The following is a 21985-nucleotide window of genomic DNA, read 5'->3' as shown; positions in this document are numbered from 1 at the left end:
CTTCGCCGCCATGAATGAATTAACGGAAAGTAAGGGGCGGGCGCGGAGCGGTATTTACCCTGGGCCAAAGCGCATGCCACGTGGCGCAAAAGCGCAACGGCAACACCAACCGCAATGCAAGGGTTTCCCGTAATGCATGGCGTATCAAGCAGGCCGCGAATCCGCCGTTAACACGAGCAAGAGGAATGTCTCGCCTCGCACGCTCCGCATTGGGGAGAGCGCGCGGCGATGACGCATCGTTCGGCATATCGGGAGAATTCATGCGTTCACGCCTTGGGCTCACGGCCGCGTTGCTCGTGCTCTGCGGCCTGTGCATGCGTCCCGTATGCGGACAGAGCGCGCCGCAGCCCGCTCATCGCGCGACAGCCGACACCGCGCTCGACCTCGCCGCGATGCAGCGCGCCGTGGATAGCGCGAGCGAACCGGCGTCGCATTGGAGCGGCCCGAAGTCCGGGCCGTCGGCGGTGGCGGGCGCGAGCATCGCGATCATCAGCGAGGATCTGCGTAACGGCGGCGTGCTGGGCGTCGCGAAAGGCATCAAGGAAGCCGCCAACGCGATCGGTTGGAATACGCGTGTCTACGATGCGCACGGAACCGCTGAAGGCCGCAGCAAGGCCGTTGCCGCGGCGCTCGCATTGCAGCCGGACGGCGCGATCCTCGTCGGCGTCGACGCGGGCGAGATGAAGCAGGACTTACAGCCGTTCGCGGCGCGCCGCATTCCGCTCGTCGGCTGGCATGTCGGGCCAATTGCAGGCGCAATGACGAACAGTCCGGTCGCGATGAACGTGTCGACCAATCCGCTCGACGTCGCGCGCCTCACGGCGATGGCCGCGGTGATTCAGTCAGGCGCGCGCGCGGGCGTCGTGGTGTTTACCGACGGCAATTTCCAGATCGCAAGAGCCAAGACGGATGCCATGCTCGACGTGATTCGTGCATGCCGCGATTGCCGGCTGCTTGCCGTGCGCGACGTGGCGATTTCAAAAAGCGCCGAGCAGATGCCCGCGGTCACCGACGAACTGCTCGCGCAATACGGCAAGAGCTGGAACTACGCGCTGTCGATCAACGACATCTACTTCGACTACGCGGCGCCCGCGCTCACGCGCGCGGGCAACATGGGCCGCGGCCTGAGCATGCTGTCCGCGGGCGACGGCAGCGCGGCCGCTTTCCTGCGCATTCAGGCCGGCACGTTCCAGACCGGCACGGTCGCGGAGCCGCTCAACTTTCAAGGCTGGCAACTCGTCGACGAATTGAATCGGCTGCTCGCGCATCAGCCGGTCACAGGTTATGTGTCGCCGGTGCATCTGGTGACGGCCGCAAACATCGCGTTCGATGGCGGATTGCAAGGGCAGTTCGATCCTGGCAACGGCTATCGCAACCTGTATCGCGGCATCTGGAAGCGATAAAGGCGATGAACGCGCCGATGAACAAAACAACGCACCCGGAGCGCAGTTCATGCGACTAGCGGCGAGACGCCTGAAGCTGTTGCCGCGCTCATTGCGCCGGCAGTTCACGCTGGCGACGGTCGTGCTCACGCTGCTGATCGCGACGAGCGGCCTGACCGCCGTCTACACGCTGCGCGTGGCGACCAACGAGACGCGCCTGCTCGCCACCGGCGAACTCACGCGCATGCAGGCCGCCGACACGCTGGTGCAGCACACGTTGCTGATCGAGCGCGAATCGGCGCGGCTCGCGAGCACCGGTTCGCTCGATGCAATGCGTGCGAGCTACGCGGACATCATCAGGCAACTGCAACTATTCGACCGCCTGTCGGACCGGCTCGCCGCCGCCAATGACGACGACGTCAGCGTGCTCGACCTTCATCAGGCGAGCCAGTTGTTTCGCAACACGGTGAACATCGTCGCGCAGTTGCGCGAGAGCGAGTTGAGCGCGGCGATTGCGCATGCACCTAACATGGCGGATCAAAACAGCACGGCTGCGCGAGCCGATTCGCAAACCCTCGCCTCGCGCGATCGATTCAGCGACGGCCTGCGTCAGCAAGCGAGCGCAATGGTCGCCTCGGCGCAGCTTCAATCCGACCGATGCACGCAGGAGTTTCAGCAGGCCGTGCAGCGGCTCGCGGCAACGTCCGCGCGACACGAGCGCTGGATTACCGGCCTCGTTGCCGTGAGCCTGCTGTTTGCGTGGCTCGTCGCGCATGCGTTTCTCGGCAAGCATGTGCTCGCGCGGCTCGAAGTGGTCAGCAGCAATCTGCGCAGCGGCGACCCTGCCGATGAGCAGCACGTCTCGCGCATGGTGAAGGGCCGCGACGAAATCGGCGAAATGGCGCGCGCGGTCGAACAGTTCCAGGACGACCGGCGCCAGCTTGCGCATGCGTACGCCGCGCTGCGTGAAGAAAAGGCGCGTCAGGAAGCGCTCATCAACGAGCTTGCGCAAGCGCATAGCCAGTTGTTGCAGTCGGAAAAGCTCGCGTCGATTGGTCAGCTTGCCGCGGGCGTTGCGCATGAGATCAACAATCCGGTTGGCTTTGTGAATGCCAACCTCGGCACGCTGCAACGCTATATGGCGGACTTGTTGACCGCGCTCGCCGCTTATGAGCGCAGCGAGGCCGAGCTGATTGCGGAGTCGCGGGCCGCGCTCATCGAACTGAAGCGCGAGATCGACATCGACTATCTGCGCAGCGATATTCCGACGCTGCTCTCCGAATCCGTGGAAGGCTTGCAGCGAGTCAAGCGCATCGTGCAGGGCTTGAAGGACTTTTCGCATGTCGACAAGGCCGAGAAGCAGTGGGCCAATCTCGAGAGCAATCTCGACACGACGATCAACATCGTCTGGAATGAGCTGAAGTACAAGGCTGAGTTAAAGCGCGAGTTCGGCGCGATTCCCGAGCTCGAATGCATTCCGTCGCAACTCAACCAGGTATTCATGAATCTGCTGATGAACGCGGCGCAATCCATCGAAGGGCATGGGCACATCGTCGTGCGCACAGGTCACGACGAAACGAGCGTATGGATCGAAGTGGAAGACAGCGGACAGGGCATCAAGCCGGAACATCGCGACCGCATCTTCGATCCGTTTTTTACAACCAAACCGGTCGGCACAGGCACGGGGCTCGGCTTGTCGATTTCGTATGGCATCGTCAGGAAGCAGGGCGGGCGCATCGAGGTGCGCTCCGAAGTTGGGCACGGCTCGACCTTCAGAGTGGTGCTGCCGAAGAGTCCCGAAGAAGCGCTGGCCGCAAGCGCAGAATAACTATTACACCGACGCAATCAGCGCCTCGCCCGCAGCAAGACGATTCGCGCCTTGCCGGAGCGGCTGGCCGTCGCGGCCCGCAAATGTGGAGAGCAGCACCACGCCCTCACGCGATTCGACTTCGGCATCCGCTGCACCCATGTTCAGCGCAATGAACAAACGCTGGCCGCGGTGATGCCGCTCGTATGTCAGCACATCGCCATAAGCCGCGACGTGTTCAATCGCGCCTTGCACGAGCGCCGCATTGTTGCGCCGCAATTTAAGCAGCCGGCGATAAAGCGACAACATGCTCGACGGATCGCCGTTCTGGATATGCACGCTCGTCTCGCTCGCGACCGGTAACCATGACCTGCCGGTTGTAAAACCGGCGTTCGGCAGCGACGTGTCCCATTGCATCGGCGTGCGCTCGGGATCGCGTCCCTGGCCGATGCCAGGCTGGCGGATTTCAGCGGGGTCTTGCACCTGATCCGGCGGAATCACGCCATCCGTCATACCGATTTCATCGCCGTAATACAGCGTCGGCGTGCCGCGCAGCGTCAGCAGCAGCACCGCGGCCACGCGTGCCTGCGCGAGGCCCACGCGCGAAGCGACGCGCGGATTGTCGTGATTGCCGAGCACCCAGTTCGGCCATGCGTGTTCGGGCAGCGCGGTGTCGTAATCGCGGATCATGCGTGCGATTTCGCCGGCATGCCATGTTGCGTTGAGCAACTGGAAATTGAACGGCATGTCCGCGCCGTCGCCGTTCGCGCCGTAATAGCGGATGAGTTGCGGAACCGGCAAATAGATCTCGCCGATCAGCACACGCTGGCCGTATTCGGCGAGCGTGGCGCGCATCGAGCGCACGATGTCGTGCACTTCGGGCTGGTCTTCGGTGTACGTGTGCAATTGCCGGTGATGGTCGGGCTGACCCGGCTCATAGGCGGGGTTCGGCGGATTGTCGCGGAACTGCGCGTCCTTGATGAGAAGCCACAGCACGTCGACACGAAAGCCGTCGACGCCGTGATCCAGCCAGAACCGCAGCACGTCGTCCATCGCGCGGCGCACCTGCGGGTTGCGCCAGTTCAGATCCGGCTGTTCGCGCAGGAACGCGTGATAGTAGTACTGGCCGGTACGCTCGTCCCATTCCCACGCGGACCCGCCCATGCGGCTCTGCCAGTTGTTAGGCGGCCCGCCGCCGGGCGCCGGATCGCGCCACAGATACCAGTCGCGCTTCGGATTGTCGCGCGACGAGCGGCTTTCCTCGAACCACGGATGCCGGTCCGACGAATGATTCGGCACGAAGTCGAGCAGCACCTTCATGCCGAGTCCGTGGGCGCGGTCCGCGAATTGCTTGAAGTCGGCCAGAGTGCCGAACATCGGGTCGATGTTGCAGTAGTCCGCGACGTCGTAACCGAAGTCGGCCATGGGCGATGGGTAGATCGGAGACACCCACACTGCATCGACGCCCAGTTCGGCGAGATACGGCAGACGCGAGCTCATGCCCGCGAGATCGCCGATGCCGTCGCCGTTGCTGTCCTGAAACGAGCGCGGATAGATCTGATAGATCACGCCGCGTTGCCACCATGCCAGTTCCGACATTGCAAGTCCTCTCAACGATCGATTGTTATGGCGCAAGGCGCAGGTTGCATGCTCAATGACCTTTGGTACAAGAACGCGATTGTGTATTGCCTCTCGGTAGGCACGTTCATGGACGCGAACGGCGACGGTGTCGGCGACTTCAAGGGCCTTCTGCGCCGCCTCGACTACCTGCAGGGGCTCGGCGTGACGACGGTGTGGCTGATGCCTTTCCAGCCTTCGCCGGGGCGCGATAACGGCTACGACATCTGCGACTACTACAACGTCGATCCGAAATACGGCACGCTCGGCGACTTCTCCGAGTTCACGCATGCGTGCCGCGAGCGCGGCTTGCGCGTGATGATCGACCTGGTCATTAATCACACGTCCGATCAGCACCCGTGGTTCAGGGAAGCACGCAGCGATCCTGAGTCGCAGTATCGCGACTGGTATGTCTGGTCCGACAGGCAGCCGCCGAACGCCAAAGACGGCGTGGTATTTCCCGGCGTGCAGAAGTCCACATGGTCGTTCGACAAGCAGGCGAAGCGCTGGTATTTCCATCGCTTCTACGACTTTCAGCCGGACCTCAACACGGCGAACCCGTACGTGCGCGCGGAATTGCTGAAGATCATGGGCTTCTGGATCCAGCTCGGCGTGTCGGGCTTTCGCATGGACGCGGTGCCTTTCGTGATCGCGACGAAAGGCCCGAAGGTCAAGAAGCCCGTCGAGCAATACGACATGCTGCGCGCGTTTCGCGAGTTCCTGCAATGGCGTCAGGGCGACGCGATCATTCTCGCCGAGGCCAACGTGCTGCCCAATACCGACCTCGAATATTTCGGCGATCAGGGCGAGCGTCTGCAGATGATGTTCAATTTCCAGCTCAATCAGCACACGTTCTACACGCTGGCAACCGGCGATACCGCGCCGCTGAAAAAAGCGCTGACGGCCACGCGGCCGCGTCCGTCGACCGCGCAATGGGGCGTGTTTCTGCGCAATCACGACGAGCTCGATCTTGGCCGCCTCACGCCCGAGCAGCGCGACGCCGTGTTTGCCGCGTTCGCGCCCGAGCCCGACATGCAGCTCTATGAGCGCGGCATTCGCCGCCGGCTTGCGCCGATGCTCGCGGGCGACCGGCGCCGGCTCGAACTCGCCTACAGTCTGATGCTGACGTTACCCGGCACGCCGGTGTTCCGTTACGGCGATGAAATCGGCATGGGCGACGACCTGCGCCTGCCCGAGCGCGAATGCGCGCGCACGCCGATGCAATGGTCGACGGAACCGGAAGGCGGCTTCACCAAGCACCCGAAGCCGCCGTGCCGCGTGATCACGGGCGGCGCTTACGGGTTCGAGCGCATCAATGTCGCGACGCAGCGGCGCGATCCGAATTCGCTGCTGAACTGGATGGAACGCATGATCCGCATGCGCCGCGAAGTGCCGGAAATCAGTTGGGGCGACTTCGCCGTGCTGCGCACCTCGCGCAACGATGTGCTCGCGCTTCGCTACGACTGGCGCAACAACTCGGTGATATGCCTGCATAACTTCGGCGCGCAGGCATGCACGGTGAAATTCCGCTCGGGCTGCAAGGAGCCGGAACAGAACCGGCTCATCAACCTGCTCTCGGACGATCACAGCGAGGAGAAGGACGACGGCCGTCATGCGGTCGTGCTCGAGCCGTATGGCTATCGATGGTTTCGGGTCGGCGGGCTCGATTATCTGCTACGGCGCGGCGAGGTCTAGGCACGCGCATAAAATCCGCAACCTGCGAGGCGAATGTAATGAACAAGCTTCACACGCGATGGGCCGAAGCGCGCCTCGGCGCAGTCGCCGCGATGCTCGCGCTGAGTCTGGCCGCCTGCGCGTCGACGACGGAGGACATCGGCGACACGGGTTTGGGACCGCGTCCCGAACTGCCGTCGCCGCAAACCTCGCTGCTGCCGACCATCAACATCGCGCCCGTGCAAACGCGCTCGAGCCAGAGCATCCCCATCGCGCCGCCGGGCTTCACGGTGACGGCCTTCGCGAGCGGGCTCGAGCATCCGCGCTGGGTGTATCCGCTGCCTGACGGCGATCTGCTGGTCGCCGAGAGCAATGCGCCCGCGCAGCACGACGAGCACGGCGGCATTGTCGGCTGGGTTCGCAAGCAGGTAATGAAGTTCGTGATGAAGCGCGCGGGCGCGGGCGTGCCGAGTCCCGACCGGATCGTGCTGCTGCGCGGCCAGGGCGGCACCGCGCAAAGCCGCAGCGTGCTGATCTCGGGGCTTCATTCGCCGTTCGGCATGGCGCTCGTCGGCGACTCGCTGTATGTCGCGGACACCGACGCGCTGCTGCGCTTTCCGTATCGCGCGGGCGATACGCAGATCACAACACCCGGCGAGAAGGTGGCCGATCTGCCGGCCGGGCCGATCAATCATCACTGGACCAAGAATGTGGTGGCGAGCCGCGACGGGCAGCGTCTCTATGTGACGGTCGGCTCGAACAGCAACGTCGGGGAAAACGGCATCGAGGCCGAAGAGGGGCACGCGATGATCCTCGAATTCACGCCCGCGACGGGGCGCTCCCGCGTGTTCGCAGCGGGGCTGCGCAATCCGAACGGGATGGACTGGCAGCCGGAGAGCGGCGCGTTGTGGGCCGCCGTCAACGAACGCGACGAATTGGGCGATAACCTCGTGCCCGACTACATGACCGCGGTGAAGGACGGCGGCTTTTACGGCTTCCCCTACAGCTATTACGGCCAGCACGTCGATACGCGCGTGAAGGAGCAGCGGCCCGACAAGGTGGCGAGCGCGCTCACGCCGGACTATGCGCTCGGCAATCACACGGCATCGCTCGGACTTGCGTTCTATACCGGCAGGAGCTTTCCGCAGCATTACTGGGGCGGCGCTTTCGTCGGCCAGCACGGCTCGTGGAATCGCAAGGAATACAGCGGCTACAAGGTCGTTTTCGTGCCGTTCGAGCACGGGCGGCCGGCGGGCATGCCGGAGACTTTCCTGAGCGGCTTTCTCAGCGCCGATGGCCACGCGCTCGGGCGGCCCGTCGGCGTCGCCGTCGATAAGGCCGGCGCGTTGTATGTCGCCGACGATGTCGGCAACGTGGTCTGGAAGGTGGTGTATAGCGGCAAGTGACGATGCGGCCTGTTCGAGCCGCGGCGCGCGCGCGGATCAGGCCGCCGCGGCCTCGCGGCATTGCCGCATTGCCCGGTAAAATACCTGCCACTCACGACGGCGCGGAACGCTCCATCCCCGCCTGCTTACTTTGATTTTCGAGGCGTTCATGTCCATGGAAACAGACATCGTCACCGACGAACGGGTGGCTCAAATCGCGGACCGCATGGCCGGCGAAGGCAAGAAGGTGTCCGCGCTGGCAATCTGGGGCGAACTGCGCTGCGGTTCGATCGTCGCCGTGTCGGCGGCCGTCGAGCGTTGGCGGCAAGCGCGCCAGCCTGCGTCGGCGGAGGCGCCGGCGTCGGTCATGACCGGCTTGCCGGACGACGTCGCGCAAACCATGCTGAGCGCCGCCGGCAATCTGTGGGCGAGCGCGCGCGAGGAAGCCGAGCGGGTCGTCAATCAGCGGCTCGCGCTGGCGGGCGGCCACGCGGAGGCGCTCGCCGCCGAGCGTGACGAGGCGCTCGCCGAGTATCAGAACACGCTCGCCGAGGCCGAACTCGCGCGCGAACGCGTCGCGACGCTCACGAACGCGCTGAGCATTTCCGAAGAGGCCGTGAATCGCCTCGCGACCGAACTGTCGGCGCTGCGGGACCGTGCAAAGACCGCGGAGGATCGCGTCGCTGAACTCGAGGACCGCGCCGCGGCGGCGGAGGCGCGCGTTGCGCAGACGGAGGAACGCGAGGCCGCCAGCGAGGCGCGTGTCGGGGAGGCGGAGGAGCGGGCGTTGGCTGCGGAGGCGCGTATTGCGGAGGCTGACGAGCGGGCATCGGCGGCCGAAGCGCGCGTCGTGCAAACGGAAGAGCGGGCGTTGGCCGCTGAAGCGCGGATCGCGGAGGCTGACGAGCGCGCATTCGCCGCAGAAGCGCGCGTCACGCAAACCGAGGAGCGGGCGTTGGCCGCTGAAGCGCGGATCGCCGAAGCTGACGAGCGCGCATCCACTGCTGAAGCTCGCGTCGCGCAAACCGAAGAACGCGCATCGGCCGCCGAAGCTCGCGCGACCGAGACCGACGAGCGCGTACGAGACGCCGAAGGCCGCGTGGCTCACGCCGAGGAACGCGCATCGACGGCGGAAGCTCGCCTTGCCGAAGCCGAGCAACACGCGTCGGCTATGCAAGCCCGCCTCGAAGCCGCTGAAACGTCGCTGACCGAAGAGCGCGGCGCACGCGAAGCGTTGAACGCCGCGACCGTCGCCAGGGACGAAGAAATCGCGCGGCTGATCGCCGAGCGCGACGCCGCGCACGAGAAAGCGGCCGCGTTGGGCGAAGCCGGCGAGGCCCACGCGAGAGAAGTCCAACGATGGGCGGACGAATCGAACGCGGCGTCATCGCGTGCACAGGACGCCGCGTTGCAAGCCAGCGAAAGCCTCGCGCAACTCGCCGCGCTGCAGACCGAGCTTGACCAGGCGCGCGCCGAACTCGCGGCAGAGCGCGACGCGCACGCGGCTCACGGCGACGAAGCCGCGGCTCAGCGCGCCGAGGTCGAGCGCGTGCAGCACGAACTCGCCGCCGCGCGCGATCAGCTTGCGGCGATGAGCGAGGCCAACGCGGCGGCGACGGCTGAAACGACCCGGCTCGCCCAGGATGCGTCGGCGGCAACGAGCCGCGCGCAGGCGGCCGAACAGCGCGTCGCGGAACTGGAGCGTCAGCTTGCCGAACTCGAAACGGCGCACGCGCAGCAGCAGGGCACGTCGCCGGAAGGACTGTCCGCCGACGATGAGTCGAAAGAAGCCGTAATGGCCGACGAGATCGCGTCGCTGCGCCGTCAGATGACGAGTCAGGCGAAGGCTCACGAAAAGGCCTACGCCGAACTGCGCACGCTCGCCGAGCAGTGGATCGCGCATGCCAAGGAACTCAAGCAGCGCCTGAGCGCGACCAATCAGAAAGTGACGTTCCTCGACGCCCGCAGCGCCGCCGAAGTCGCGCTCTTGCGCAGGTTGTCATCGGAACTCGAGCGGCTGAAGCCGGACCACGATCTGATTTCACGCGACGCGCAGCAGAAATTCATCAGCGCGACGCTCGCCGAACGTCTTGAGCAGAAGGGCTATCGCTACGATCCGGCAACGGCGGTCATGTCGAAGATCGAGGCTTGATCGACTGACGGACTGACCGCGCCGCTCGCGCCGACTTATAACGGCTTGGGCGGCGAGCCGTCGTCGTCGACGCTATGGCTGCCCGCGCCCGGCGGCGAGATCGTGTCGCGCAGTTGCGTCTCTTTGGGGTCCTTCGGCACGACCTTGTCGGCGTCGGCTTCGTCGATGGCGTCGAGCTGATTGCCGCCCGGCGTGCGCGGCGTGCCGGGCGCGGGCGACGGAATCGGCTGCGGCTGAGCCGGCCCCGGCCCAGACATGCCCTCGCGTGAAGGCGTGGACGGCGAGGGCGGCGCGACAGGCTCGTTGTTCGGACTGGAAGAACGCGAAGTGGAAGAACGGTCGGGCTGCTCGGTCATGAGGGATCTCCTGGCTGAGATTGCAAGCTGAGGGCGGTGCCAGTCCATAGCGAACGACACCAATCGCAATGTCTACGGCAAACGCAGCACGCGCCGTTCCATCAAGCCCTCGCAACAACGACAACAACCCGCCGTTCGCCACAAGCATTCAATTCAGCGCAACACCCGCGCGACCAGCGGCAGATGATCCGACGCAATACGCGCCGGCCTGCTTCTATCCACCTCGATATCGACGAGACGCGCGGCCGGATGCACCCACACGCGGTCGAGCGCAAACGCCGGAAAGCGCGACGGAAACGTGCGCGGCGCGGCGACCCGGCCAAAGCGCGTGAGCAGCGCCCGCAGCGGCCATCCCCACACGAACCATTCGTTCAGATCGCCGAGCAGGATCACGGGAAGATCGGGCGTATCGAACGCTTCGAGCAACAGCCGCACCTGGGCACGTCGTTCGCGCGCCGACAGGCCGAGATGCGTCGCGACGATCCGCATCAAGCCATTACCGGTGTCGATGTCGACATCGAGCGCGCCGCGCGCTTCGCGGCTGCCGAACGACAGGTCCAGCGTGCGCACCGCGAGCACCGGCAGATTGGTCAGCACCGCGTTGCCGAAGCGCCGGTCGGGTCCGTCGAGCGTCGGGCCGGGCACCGCGTGCATGCCGGTCAGGTCCTGCAATTCGCGCAGCACGTCGATGCTCGCCGCGCCGCCGAGCGGCACTTCCTGCAACGCGACCACGTCGGCGTTCAAGGCCGCGATCACTTCGGCGATGCGCGCCGCCGAGCGTTTGCCGTCCGTGCCCACCGCGCCGTGAATGTTGTATGTGACGATGCGCAGCGGCTCCCCCGCGTCGCGTGTATGAGCAGACGCTGTACGCACGCGCGGCACGGGCTGCGCTTCTTCGAGGGTCACGGTTTCGTTGGCGCGGCCACTCATTGCCGCCTCATCAGCATGCGCCGCAAGACGAGCGACATGGACACCAGCGCCACGCCGATCGCGGCCACCAGCAGCAACGAAAGCGGCGTCGGATGCCTGACCGCCGTGACGAGTTGGCGAGCAAACGACGTCGCCAGCAAGACGCCCGGCGCCATGCCGATCGCGGTGCCCGCCATGAAATCCCAGAAGCGGATATGCGATGCGCCCGCCGCGAGATTGACGATCGAAAACGGCGCGACCGGCACGAGCCGCAACAGGATCACCGCGACGAGTCCCTTGCTGCGCAAGCGTTCGCTGAGCTGATTCAGGCGCGCGCCGGCCAGTTCGCGCACGGCGTCGCGGCCGAGCCAGGCGCCCACCGCCCAGCCCGCCGCCGCGGCGATCAGCGTCCCCGTGAGCGCATAGGCGGCGCCCGCTATCGCGCCGAACACGAGGCCCGTCACGGCGATCAGCAACGTCACCGGCACCGAAAGCAGCGCGGCCACCACGTACATCGCCACCACCGCAATCGGGCCGAAGTGCGTGGCCGCGAGCCGTTGCGTCTCCGAGGTGAGCTTCGCGAAGCTGAGTTCGTGACCGAACGGCGTGAAGCGCCAGACGACAGTGAGCGCGACGACGCCGAGCGCCAGCGCGCCGAGCACCAGCAACTTCGCAATCACCGGACGATGTGTCGGCTCCGGCAGGAACTGCGCGAGCAGTTCATTGGCGGCGATCGGCGCTTCGGGGTCGAGCACGTGAACGCCATCCGCGATGTCGCGCAGTTCGGGCGGCACTTCCGGCGTCAACGGTTCGAGCGTGCGCACCGAATCGCTGTTGCTCTTGATGCTCGCGATCGCCGCGTTGAGCCGGCCATGCCGCGCGAGCGCCTCGTCCACGTCGGCTTCGCTCGAATCGAGATGTTCGGCGAGCAGGCGGTTGCGAATCCGCGCGATCGCCGCTTGCCGCTCGGGATTGTCGCGGGCGTCGATCACGATGCAGCACTCGGAGTCGAGCACCATCGAACGATTGTTGAGGTTCGCGCTGCCGATCACGAGCAGCCGCTCGTCGACGATCATGATCTTGCTGTGCACGTTGATGAAGCGGCCGTTCGGCGCATCGACGGCGGGCGCGTACATCGCATAGCGGCCGTTGCTGTCCGCCGTTTTCAGCAGCTTGTGCAGACGGGCGCGCAGCACGCCCATCGTCGCTTCCTGAAGCCAGCCGCTCTGCCGGTACGGACACACGACGGCGAGATCGGGGCCGTCCGGTTCCGCGATACGCTTTTGCAGCGCCGAGCCGACCGAATTCGCCGTGAAGTACTGGTTCTCGATATAGATGTTGCGGCGCGCGGCGGCCACGGCGGCCAGATGCAGCGCCTTCACCTGCTGGATCGCGGGCCGGCCGTCGTAGGCCGGCTCCGTGAGCGAGATGCCCAGATCGACGTCGGCGAAATCCGGCTCGATGTCGGACGGCCACAAATCCGTGCGCGGCGGCGACTTGCCGTTGAACGGCCGGCCGGCCTTGCCGCTGCGGCGCGAGCGGCGCCAGCGCTCGCGGGCCAGATGCGCGATGGCGGCGGCCGCGGGGCCGTCGAACATCAGTTGCGCGTCGTGCATCGGCTCGTAGCTCGTCTTGCCGAGATTCTTGCGCAGCGGATCGTCGGGCCGATGCTCGGGCGTATCCCAGCGCGAGCCGGTGAGGTCGATGCCGCCGGTGAACGCGAGGCTGTCGTCGATCACGACGATTTTCTGGTGATGCGATGCACCGAGCGGATGCCGGCCGTCGAGCCGGAACCACAAGCGGCGGTGCGCATGCCACGCCGGTTTGTACGAGGGCAGCCATTCGCGCTCGAACGCATACAGCATCGCGAAATCCCAGCCGAGCAGATAGATGCGCAACTGCGGATTCGCGTCGAGCACCGCGCATAGGAACTCGGAAAGTTTCGGCGGAAAGCCGTCGTCGACGCCGCCGGGAACCAGCTCGATGCGGCTGTCGATATCCCAGCCGAGGATGAACACCGAATGACGCGCGCGCGGAATCACCTTGCGCAGGACCGCGTAGTACGAAGCCGCGTCGATCAGCACGCTTGCGCGGTGCGCCTGGAGAATCCATTCGCAGGTGGAGCCGGTGTCCATCACCGCGCCGTTCGGGACGGCGGGCGGCGCGTCGGCGGTATCGCGCGACGGCGGGTCGAGCAGTTCGGATTGCATCGGGTTGGGTTCACTCATGGCGGCGCGTGCGGCGGGTTTGTGTGCTGCGGGTTTGTGCAATGGGTTCGTGTTACAGGTTCGGGCAGCGGGTTCGTGCGACGGTCAGTGGCAACCGGCATGCAAGTCGCATTCCACGGCATGTCAGCCGGGTGCATTCGACCGCGTGTGACAGCGCTCGCCGCTATTGCAAGCGGCGGGCGGCGTGTATTTGCTCTACGTCCGTTGAAAATTTGGCAGACATAATGCTGCGACCGTTTAAAGCCCCGCGAGAGGCCTGGCGCACGCGCGAGGCATGCGCTTTGCAAGGCGCTGCCTATTTGCTTCCAGGAGTCGTGCATGAATTGGCAGGCACCGTATGTCGTCGCGCGATCCGGCGAAGGCGCGCCCCGCAGCGCGAAAAATCGCGTGCAAGCGGGCACGGCGAGACTTGTCGGTGCGACGCTCGTGGCGCTGTCGTGCGCGTCGCTGCCATGCGTGTCGGTGGCGGGCTCGCTGACGCAGGCGCCGTATGGCGTCACCGCCGATGGTCATCCCGTCACGCGTTACACGCTCACGAACGCGCACGGCTTGACGGTGAGCTTTCTGAGCTATGGCGGCGTGATCAGCGAGCTTCGCACGCCTGACCGTCATGGCCGCATGGCGAACATCGTGCTCGGCTTCGCGAGTCTTGCCGACTATGAGAAGTTCAACGGCAACATCCATTTCGGCGCGCTGATCGGCCGCTATGCGAACCGCATCGCGAACGGACGCTTTACCCTCGACGGCCAGACGTGGACGCTGCCCGTCAACGATCCGCCGAACACGCTGCACGGCGGTCCGTCGAGTTTCGATGCGAAGATATGGACCGTGAAGCCGGTCGAATCGCCGCACGGCGCGAGTGCCGAACTGAGCTACGTGAGCCCCGACGGCGAGAATGGGTTTCCGGGCACGCTCACCACGCGGGTCACCTACACGCTGACGGACGACGACGTGTTCCGCATCGACTATCGCGCGAGCACCGACAAGCCGACCGTCGTCAATCTCACCAATCACTCGTATTTCAATCTGGCGGGCGAGGGCAGCGGCAGCATCGAGCGGCAGACGATCCAGATCGCGGCGTCGCGCTACACGCCGACCGATTCGACGTCGATCCCGACCGGCGAACTCGCGACCGTGGCCGGCACGCCGATGGACTTGCGCAAGCCGACCGGGATCGGCGAGCGGCTGCGTTCGTCGTTCAGGCAACTGGTCTACGCGCACGGCTTCGATCAGAACTGGGTGCTTGACGCGGCGCGGCAGGAAAGCAACGCGGCGGACAAGTCCGGCGAAAACGCGCTCCCGCGCTTTGCGGCGCGCGCCGCCGATCCGGCAAGCGGCCGCGTGCTCGAGCTTTATACGACGCAGCCCGGCTTGCAGTTCTACACCGCCAACGGCCTGAACGGCAGCGTGGTCGGCACGTCGGGCAAGACCTACCGGCAGGGCGACGCGTTCGCGCTCGAGGCCGAGCATTTTCCGGATTCGCCGAACCAGCCGGCGTTTCCGTCGACGGTGCTGCGGCCCGGCGAGACGTTCCACGGAGTCACCGAGTGGCGTTTCAGAACCCAGGGCGCGGCGGGCAAATAAGCGCGCGGCACACATTATGCGAAACCGTTGAGACCAGGCTTTTCCACCGGCAAGGAGATGAATATGGCTCAGCATCCCGCTCGCTCGCAGAACCACCGCCATCCCGACGAACCGCGCATGGAGGAAATCGAACGCGCGCTCGAAGGGGCGGAGTTTCCGACCACCCGCGACAAGCTGGTCGAGCTTGCGCAGCGCAATGGCGCGGACGGCGAAGTTCTGGCCGTGCTCAAACGAATGGGTGATCGCTCTTTCGACAGTGTGTCGTCTGTGGTTCGGGAGGCTTCGAACGTGGAATAGGGCGGCTGTGCTGCGTCCATGATGCGTCGCTGCGTCCCTGCGGTCGTGATGCGGCGCTCGCAGCAGCGTAGTAGCGCGATAACGTGAATGGACCGCGCCGCGCGTTTCGGCGCGCGGTCCATCCATTCACGACCACGCAAAATCGCGCGCATTCAGCATGAGCGCAAGCGTGCCGACGAGAATAAAACTGAACGCCCAAATTGCGTCGAGATTGAACCAGCTTCGCGACACGAACCTGAGCCCGAGATAACGGTAGACGAGCCACGCGATCGCGCCGCCCGTGAGCACCATCGCCGCAGCATGCACGCCGGACACGACGAGCGCCATGCCGAGCCGCGACTGCATCAGCGTCTGCGCGGCTTCGTGCGCGCGGTCGAGATCGTTCGCGCTGCACAGGCCCAGGTAGATCGGCACGAGCATCAGTCCCGCGCCGTGCGCGAGCGCGATTGCGAACGACCACAGCGCGAGCCGCGACGGCGCAATGCGCGCGAGCACTCGCGGATGACGCCGCCACAGCAACAGGAAGACGCCGAAGCCGATCACGAGCGCGCTCGCGCCCGCCTGGATTTCGCGCTGCCACGCGAGCAGCGCGCCGAGCATCGCGAACGGCATCACCATCAGGAAGATCGCCAGCACATGGCCGGTCGCGAGCCACAGCAGCGCGCTAACAAGCGCGCACGCTTTCCGTTGCATCAATGCGCTCGATACGGCGAGCGGCCATCCCATCGCCGGATTTGCGCCGTGATAACAACCGCTTGCGACGACCGCGAGCCACAGGCCCGCGTGCGACCAGCCTGCGCTCAAACGCCCACCGACGGATAGCAGAACGAATCCGTCGAGCAGTCGCCGCCTTCCAGACGGATCTGATGCGCGCGGTAGCCGTCGGGGAACCTGACCCAGAAATCGTCCGCGAGCGCGAGGCCGCCCGCCGGGTCCGCATGCGCCATCACCTGCGCGGCGGGCACGCCGTTCGGATAGAACTGGTTATCCCACGTCGAGTAAAGCGAGTTGGTCCAGTAGACGCGCTTGCCGTCCCGGCTGATCTCGACCATCTGCGGGCCGCCCGTGAACGCCTCGCCGTTCGGATGCGGCGTGCGCCGCACGATGCCGCCAAGATGCACAGAGCCGGCGAGCTTCGGCTTGCGCGGCTCGGTCACGTCGTATTGGCGCATTTCGCCGGTGCCCCAGCAGGCGACGTAAAGAAATTTATCGTCGATGGAAAGATCGATGTCCGTGACGAGCGGCGGCACGGCGCCGAATCCTTGCAGCAGCGGCGGCAGCGATGCCGGGTCGGCGGGCTCCGGTGGAATGGTCGCCGTCTTCTCGATGTGAAACTGTCCGCCTTCGCGCCACCAGGTCCAGATCGAGCCTTCGAGATTGGTCGTGTCGACCACCACGCCGATAAAGCCGTATTCGCGGCTCGGGTCGTGCGCGGGCCGCACTTCGAGCGCCATCTGGTGATTCGCGCCGAGATCTATCGTCTGCACATTGCGCCGCGCGCGAAGGTCCCAGAAGTGCACGGCGTGGCCGTATTTGTTCGCGAGCAGGTCCTCAGGCACGATGCCGTTTTCGAACTGCGGCGGCAACGCCCATTCGCTCGACACCATGTAGTCGCGCGGCAGATTCCACCAGAAGTCGTAGTGCTTTTGCTGCGGACCACGGTCGATTTCCCAGCGGCCGAGCACCTCGAACGTTTCGCAGTCCATGATGAAGATGCCGGGAGGGCCGTCGGTGCCGTCCGGCCCTGCGCCGCCGAGCGTGCTCACGTAAATGCCTTCGGGTCCGCAATGAACCGTGTGCGGACGCGAATAGCCGGTCTTGCGGAAGATTTCCTCGGGCTCGATGATCTTGTGAATCTTCGCCTCGGTCGGATGCGGCTTCGTATCGACGATGTAAATGCGCGACGAGCGCATGCCCGGAATGATCAGATAGCGCCGTTCGAGAAACGCGTGGCCGGTGAGCGGCGAGAGCGCCGACGAACACGCGTTCCAGCCGAAATGATGGAATTCGTCGCCCTTGTTCGGCACAGGCACCGTGTGAACCACCTGGCTATAAGTCGGCGAGCCGGGCTTCACGTCGATGACCGCGAGTGCGTCCGGCTGCGAGAAATCGGGGCTGAGCAGCAGCGTGTACGCGTATTCTTCCGCGGGCGCATCCATCGCGAGACGCGGCGAGGCGTGGAACGTGGGATCGGGGCGCATGCCCATGACGGTATCTCCTCTGTCTGGCTCGGGGCGTGGCGCGACGTGGGACCGCCGCCTTGCGCTGTGCGCGCTGAATCCACCGAGCGCGCCCCGGCTTTAGATTTAGTCCACCGCGGCCGCGAGAGCAACCCGGAGTTGTGCCGGGCTTTACAGGAAGCTATCCCGGGACACGGCTTTTAAGCGCTGGCCGCAGTGTCTGCAAGCTCCTGCTCAGGCCAGATTCGGCGGTCCGGCCCTCAGCACGTCGACGTGTTTCGGAATCAGGCCGAGGTCGAGGAACGCGTCCGCGATCTGCTGCTGTTCGCCGAGAATCGCGCGCGTGATGCGCTCGGTGCCGAACTGCTGACGCGCCACGGCGGCATCCACGACCGGTTTCGGCAAGCCCCAAAGCTGCGCCAGTTCGCTCGACAACTGGTCCTTGTTGCGGCTGCCCCATTGGTCGACCTTCTCGATTTCCTCGATCACGATCCGGATCACGTCGGGATTTTTCGCCACATAGCTCTGCGACGAGAAGTAGTAGCCGCGATTGCCGACGACGCCGCTCGCATCCGCCACCACGCGCGCGCCGAGCGTCTTTTGCGCGGCGGCGAAGAACGGGTCCCAGATCACCCATGCGTCGATGGAGGCGCGTTCGAACGCGGCGCGCGCATCGGCGGGCGCGAGGTAAGCCACGTTCACGTCGGAGTATTGCAGGCCATGCTGACGCAGCAGCTTGACGAGAAAGTAGTGGACGTTGCTGCCCCGGTTGAGCGCGATCTTCTTGCCCTTGAGATCCGCCACCGAGCGGATCGACGAGCCCGGCGGCACCAGCACGGCTTCGGATTGCGGCCGCGGCACCGTCGCCGCGACATAGGCGAGCGGCGCGCCGGCGGCCTGCGCGAAGATGGGCGGCGCTTCGCCGACATCGCCGAAATCAATCGAGCCGACGTTCAGCGCCTCGAGTTGCACGGGGCCAGCGGCAAACTCCGTCCAGCTCACAGATACATTCAGCGGCGCAAGCCGCTTTTCGAGCGTGCCGCGGCCTTTGAGCAGATTGAGGTAGCCCTTCTGATTGCCGATCCGCAGCGAGCGCGGCGCGGCTTGCGACGGCGCCTGCGCAAACGCGAGCGGCGACACCAGTGTCGAGACGGCGACCGATGCGGCTGCCGCGGCGGCGCCCACGGAGAGTTTGATGAACGAGCGGCGGTGGTTTCGATTTGTTGTCGTGGACATGGCAGGCGAAAAAGTTAGGGATGCATGGGCCGATCCATCGTACCCGCGGGCGCGAGCCTGACGAACCGATCTTTCGCCGTAAGCAAATCAGCGCAAATGGAATAGACGCGACGGCGCGCTTCGCATCGCCGCGCGCGGGTTCGCGCGAACGGAACGCGGCGCACGGTGCTCCGGGCATGATGAGAGCCCCGGTTCACCAGACGCGTTTTAATCGTGACGTCAGTGCTTTCCGCCTTCTGCCCGACTCGTCGCGTCGATGCGCGAGCCCTGCGCGCGCATGCTGCATCGCGCGTGCATGCGTGTGCCGTCGGCCTCGCGATTGCCTGCGCGGCGAGCGCCGCAACGCCCGCGCAGGCCAACTGTTTCGACGATGCCGCCGCCTATCAGCATGTCAATCCGCTGATTCTGCGCGCGATCGCGTGGCAGGAGTCGCGCAACCAGCCTGGCGCGACGCATGCGAACGCGAACGGCTCGACCGATTACGGCGTCATGCAGATCAACTCGATTCATTTGCGCACGCTGTCGCGCTACGGCATCACGCGCGACGAACTGATGACGCCGTGCAAGAACATCTACATCGCCGCGTGGCAATTGCGGCGGCAGATCGTCAGGTACGGCAATACGTGGGCGGCGGTGGGCGCGTACCATTCGGCGACGCCGGCATTGCGCGACCGCTACGCGCGGCAGATCGCGGCGATCCTGCGTGGCTGGAACGTGCTGCCCGAGCGGCGAGATAGTGGCGCGGGAATCGAGCGCGTGTCCGATTCACGGGATGCCCAACGCTGAGCGCAGCATGCGGGCCGCGTCGCGATGCGCGAGCGACGCCTCCGGAATCATGCCGCCCATCGAGAAAAAGCCGTGGATCATGCCCGGGTAATAGACGACGCTCGCTTCATTGCCGTGGCGCTTCAGTTTGTCGACGTAGCGCGCGTGTTCATCGCGCAGCGGGTCGTATTCCGCCGAGACGATCCATGCGGGCGCGAGTCCGCTCCAGTCGCGCGGGGCGTCGCGCTCGCCGTCGAGCGGCGCGAAGCGCCAGTCGCGGCGGTCATCCGCAGTGGCGAGGTAATGCCGCTGGATCCAGCGGATGATGTCGAGCGACAGAAAATAGCCGTCGCCAAATTGACGATGCGCTTCGGTTTCCATTCCCGCCGACAGCGCCGGATAAACCAGCAGTTGCAGCGCGAGACGGATGCCGCTGTCGCGCGCGCCGACCGCGCAGACGGTCGCGAGCGTGGCCCCGGAGCTTTCGCCGCCGACGGCGAGCCGCGTGCCGTCGATGGCCAGCGACGCCGCGTTCGCATGCAGCCAGCGGAGGGCGTCGAATGCATCGTCGACGGCATGCGGGAAGCGGTATTCCGGCGCCAGCCGATAGCCGACCGAGACGACCGCGCAGCCGGCTTCGTCGGCGAGCGCGCGGCATAGCGCGTCGGCGGTCGCGACGCTGCCGACGACATAGCCGCCCGAATGAAAGAACAGCAAGGCGGGCTGCGGATCGGCCCAGCACGGCGGCGCCGGATAGTAGACGCGCGCGTCCAGCCGGGCGTGGTCGCGCGTTTCGATCGTCAGGTCTTCGACGGCCGCGAGCGCGCGCGGCGGCACGTCGCCGAGCGGCGTGTAGTAATCGAAGCGCTGCCGCGCGGTGCGCAGCTCGAGGGCGTCGAGAGTCTGCGCGCCGGCGCTCGTGCGACGCGCGAGGAACTGCTGCACGCTGGGGGCAAGCGACATGGCTTCGTCCGGTCGGAGGTGACCTGATCGAGCGTAGAAATCGGTCCATGCAGATGGCTTGCAGGCGCGAAGGGGGAAGTGGGGATGCGAAGTGGGGGGGCGGAGTGGGGCGATGCCGATGCGATGCGAAGTGAAGCCGGAAGCTAAGCGGGTGCCGAAGCCGAAGCCGAACCGAAACCGGACGCCGATACCGGAGTGGAAGCTGAAGCCGCTGCCCGAGCCAATGTGAATGCCGATGCAGAAGCAAGCATGAGTGCAGAAGCTGAAGCCGCTGCGAATGCTCAAGCCGACCACAGTGCCAATGCGTAAGCCGATTTCGATGCCGCTCCCGCTTTGGGAGTCGCCAGGCACCCGCTTGCCTAGCGGCCAGAACGCTCAACCAGTAACGTCATCTCCACCTGCGTTCGGACCGGGCGGCAACGCAGGCCGAGGCCGGTACGGCAGGCGCATAGGTGGCGGGGCGCCATGTCCATGCGGCTGCTGCGCCCAGCCAGTGCTCGGCGGCGGTTGGGTGGGCGCGGGTGGATAGCCTTGCGGTTGTGCCGACGCGGGTGCATAGCCTTGCGGTTGTGCCGCCGTGGGCGGATAGCTTTGCGGTTGCGCTGACGCAGGCGGATAGCCCTGCGCATGTCCAGGAGGCGGCTGCCCCCATCCAAACTGCGGCGCGGGGTTCATCGGTTGCGATGAATAAGGCTGCGCACCCGACGAAGGCCAGCCGTACGCTGCCTCATAGGTCCCCCAACCCGTCGGCCGCGCATAAGGCGGTGGCGAAAACGGCGGCTGACCAGGCGCGCCTGAATACGGCGCCTGCGGCCCTCCTTGCCAGGGTTGCGCGTACGGCGCCGACTGCTGCCCATATTGACGCCAACGCGCGCCGAATTGTCCCGCGCCGCTGCTACCGCGGAACAGCAGCATGCCGAGCACGCCCATCTCCGCGATCGAACTCAGTCCGAACAGCGCGCTCATCGCGCCGAACGACATGCCGCCGCCCATCATTCCGAGCGACAGCACCGAGGGTATCGTCATCAGCCCCGCGACCACGGCCCAACCCTTCATGCTGGACCTGCCTTGCCACGGCTGGGTAAGACCTTGCGCGGGCGGCTGGTAATTCGGGGCGTGCGGCGGGTGCGGTGGATGCGGCGGATACGGAGGGTGAGGCTGCCCGGCAGCGGCGGAACTCGGCCCGCCGAAAGCGCCGGGAGAGGGGCCAGCGGCGCCGGCGTTACCAACACCGGCACCACTGACGCTTGCAGCACCACCACCCCCGCTCGCGCCCCATTGCACCCTTCGCGCACCGTCCCCGGACGTACCGCTTGCCGCGTGCGGAAGACCATCGATAGGCGAGTTCGAGCCCGGCCGGGCCCGAGCGCCGCCTGGCGCGTGCGGACCTGCTGGCGAATGTGCATCGTCAGGCCCTTGCGGACCATACTGACCGTTGCCGATGCGCGGA

17 protein-coding genes are annotated in these 21985 nt (G+C 65.8%); 8 read left to right on the top strand and 9 right to left on the bottom strand.

Annotation, left to right across the window (positions count from 1 at the left end; genetic code table 11):
• Positions 1–260 precede the first annotated feature (260 nt).
• On the top strand, positions 261–1403 hold the full coding sequence (locus C8K18_RS21960) for a substrate-binding domain-containing protein (protein WP_006047089.1): 1143 nt from the start codon (positions 261–263) through the stop codon (positions 1401–1403).
• A 49-nt stretch (positions 1404–1452) separates the two neighbouring features.
• Entirely contained in the window at positions 1453–3210 is a 1758-nt protein-coding gene (locus C8K18_RS21955; RefSeq protein WP_006047090.1) for an ATP-binding protein, read from the top strand.
• A gap of 3 nt (positions 3211–3213) precedes the next feature.
• On the opposite strand, the gene C8K18_RS21950 is transcribed toward C8K18_RS21955, so the two are convergent.
• The gene (locus tag C8K18_RS21950; RefSeq protein ID WP_006047091.1) at positions 3214–4788 is read right to left on the bottom strand and encodes an alpha-amylase family glycosyl hydrolase; all 1575 of its coding nucleotides are present in this window, start codon (positions 4786–4788) and stop codon (positions 3214–3216) included.
• A 48-nt stretch (positions 4789–4836) separates the two neighbouring features.
• Between C8K18_RS21950 and C8K18_RS21945 the strand changes: the two genes are divergently transcribed.
• The 3 genes from C8K18_RS21945 to C8K18_RS21935 all read left to right on the top strand — a co-directional run bounded on the left by C8K18_RS21945 (position 4837) and on the right by C8K18_RS21935 (position 10017).
• Positions 4837–6501 carry an alpha-amylase family protein gene (locus C8K18_RS21945; RefSeq protein WP_029970625.1) on the top strand — a complete coding sequence of 555 codons (1665 nt, stop codon included), beginning with the start codon at positions 4837–4839 and terminating at the stop codon, positions 6499–6501.
• Between the two features lie 38 nt (positions 6502–6539).
• A complete protein-coding gene (locus C8K18_RS21940) occupies positions 6540–7886 on the top strand; it encodes a sorbosone dehydrogenase family protein (protein WP_006047093.1) in 1347 nt (448 codons plus the stop codon).
• A 148-nt stretch (positions 7887–8034) separates the two neighbouring features.
• Entirely contained in the window at positions 8035–10017 is a 1983-nt protein-coding gene (locus tag C8K18_RS21935) for a DNA-binding protein (RefSeq protein ID WP_006047094.1), read from the top strand.
• 35 nt (positions 10018–10052) lie between these two features.
• On the opposite strand, the gene C8K18_RS21930 is transcribed toward C8K18_RS21935, so the two are convergent.
• From C8K18_RS21930 to C8K18_RS21920, 3 genes are all read right to left on the bottom strand, one after another.
• Positions 10053–10373 (bottom strand): hypothetical protein, encoded by a 321-nt coding sequence (locus C8K18_RS21930; RefSeq protein WP_006047095.1) that lies wholly within the window; start codon positions 10371–10373, stop codon positions 10053–10055.
• Between the two features lie 153 nt (positions 10374–10526).
• Positions 10527–11303 (bottom strand): endonuclease/exonuclease/phosphatase family protein, encoded by a 777-nt coding sequence (locus tag C8K18_RS21925; protein ID WP_006047096.1) that lies wholly within the window; start codon positions 11301–11303, stop codon positions 10527–10529.
• Entirely contained in the window at positions 11300–13510 is a 2211-nt protein-coding gene (locus tag C8K18_RS21920) for a VTT domain-containing protein (protein WP_107709778.1), read from the bottom strand. The genes C8K18_RS21925 and C8K18_RS21920 overlap by 4 nt, the downstream gene beginning before the upstream one ends.
• A 318-nt stretch (positions 13511–13828) precedes the next feature.
• On the opposite strand from C8K18_RS21920, the gene C8K18_RS21915 reads away from it, so the two are divergent.
• Both C8K18_RS21915 and C8K18_RS21910 read left to right on the top strand, forming a co-directional pair.
• Positions 13829–15094: an aldose epimerase family protein gene (locus tag C8K18_RS21915; protein ID WP_107709776.1), complete on the top strand. Its 1266-nt coding sequence runs from the start codon at positions 13829–13831 to the stop codon at positions 15092–15094.
• 63 nt (positions 15095–15157) lie between these two features.
• Positions 15158–15391: a DUF2795 domain-containing protein gene (locus C8K18_RS21910; protein ID WP_006047099.1), complete on the top strand. Its 234-nt coding sequence runs from the start codon at positions 15158–15160 to the stop codon at positions 15389–15391.
• A gap of 126 nt (positions 15392–15517) precedes the next feature.
• Here C8K18_RS21910 and C8K18_RS21905 read toward each other — a convergent pair whose 3' ends face one another.
• The 3 genes from C8K18_RS21905 to C8K18_RS21895 all read right to left on the bottom strand — a co-directional run bounded on the left by C8K18_RS21905 (position 15518) and on the right by C8K18_RS21895 (position 18807).
• Positions 15518–16195, bottom strand: a complete 678-nt coding sequence (locus C8K18_RS21905; protein ID WP_006047100.1) for a hypothetical protein — start codon at positions 16193–16195, stop codon at positions 15518–15520.
• Positions 16192–17598, bottom strand: a complete 1407-nt coding sequence (locus C8K18_RS21900) for a selenium-binding protein SBP56-related protein (RefSeq protein ID WP_006047101.1) — start codon at positions 17596–17598, stop codon at positions 16192–16194. Before C8K18_RS21900 ends, C8K18_RS21905 begins: the two co-directional genes overlap by 4 nt.
• Before the next feature lie 207 nt (positions 17599–17805).
• Positions 17806–18807: a sulfonate ABC transporter substrate-binding protein gene (locus tag C8K18_RS21895; RefSeq protein ID WP_006047102.1), complete on the bottom strand. Its 1002-nt coding sequence runs from the start codon at positions 18805–18807 to the stop codon at positions 17806–17808.
• Positions 18808–19098: 291 nt separating this feature from the next.
• On the opposite strand from C8K18_RS21895, the gene C8K18_RS21890 reads away from it, so the two are divergent.
• On the top strand, positions 19099–19593 hold the full coding sequence (locus tag C8K18_RS21890; protein WP_006047103.1) for a lytic transglycosylase domain-containing protein: 495 nt from the start codon (positions 19099–19101) through the stop codon (positions 19591–19593).
• Here the strand turns inward: C8K18_RS21890 and C8K18_RS21885 are convergent.
• Together C8K18_RS21885 and C8K18_RS33765 are read right to left on the bottom strand one after the other, a co-directional pair.
• Positions 19573–20535: an alpha/beta hydrolase gene (locus tag C8K18_RS21885; protein WP_044020114.1), complete on the bottom strand. Its 963-nt coding sequence runs from the start codon at positions 20533–20535 to the stop codon at positions 19573–19575. The two genes, C8K18_RS21890 and C8K18_RS21885, sit on opposite strands and share 21 nt — an antisense overlap.
• A 375-nt stretch (positions 20536–20910) precedes the next feature.
• Positions 20911–21591 (bottom strand): hypothetical protein, encoded by a 681-nt coding sequence (locus C8K18_RS33765; protein WP_258196179.1) that lies wholly within the window; start codon positions 21589–21591, stop codon positions 20911–20913.
• Positions 21592–21985: the final 394 nt, after the last annotated feature.

The organism is Paraburkholderia sp. GV068 (assembly GCF_003058125.1).
In the GTDB taxonomy this organism is placed as follows: domain Bacteria; phylum Pseudomonadota; class Gammaproteobacteria; order Burkholderiales; family Burkholderiaceae; genus Paraburkholderia; species Paraburkholderia graminis.
Note: the sequence above shows the minus strand (reverse complement) of the source record. Positions and strands in the feature narration are given on the sequence as shown.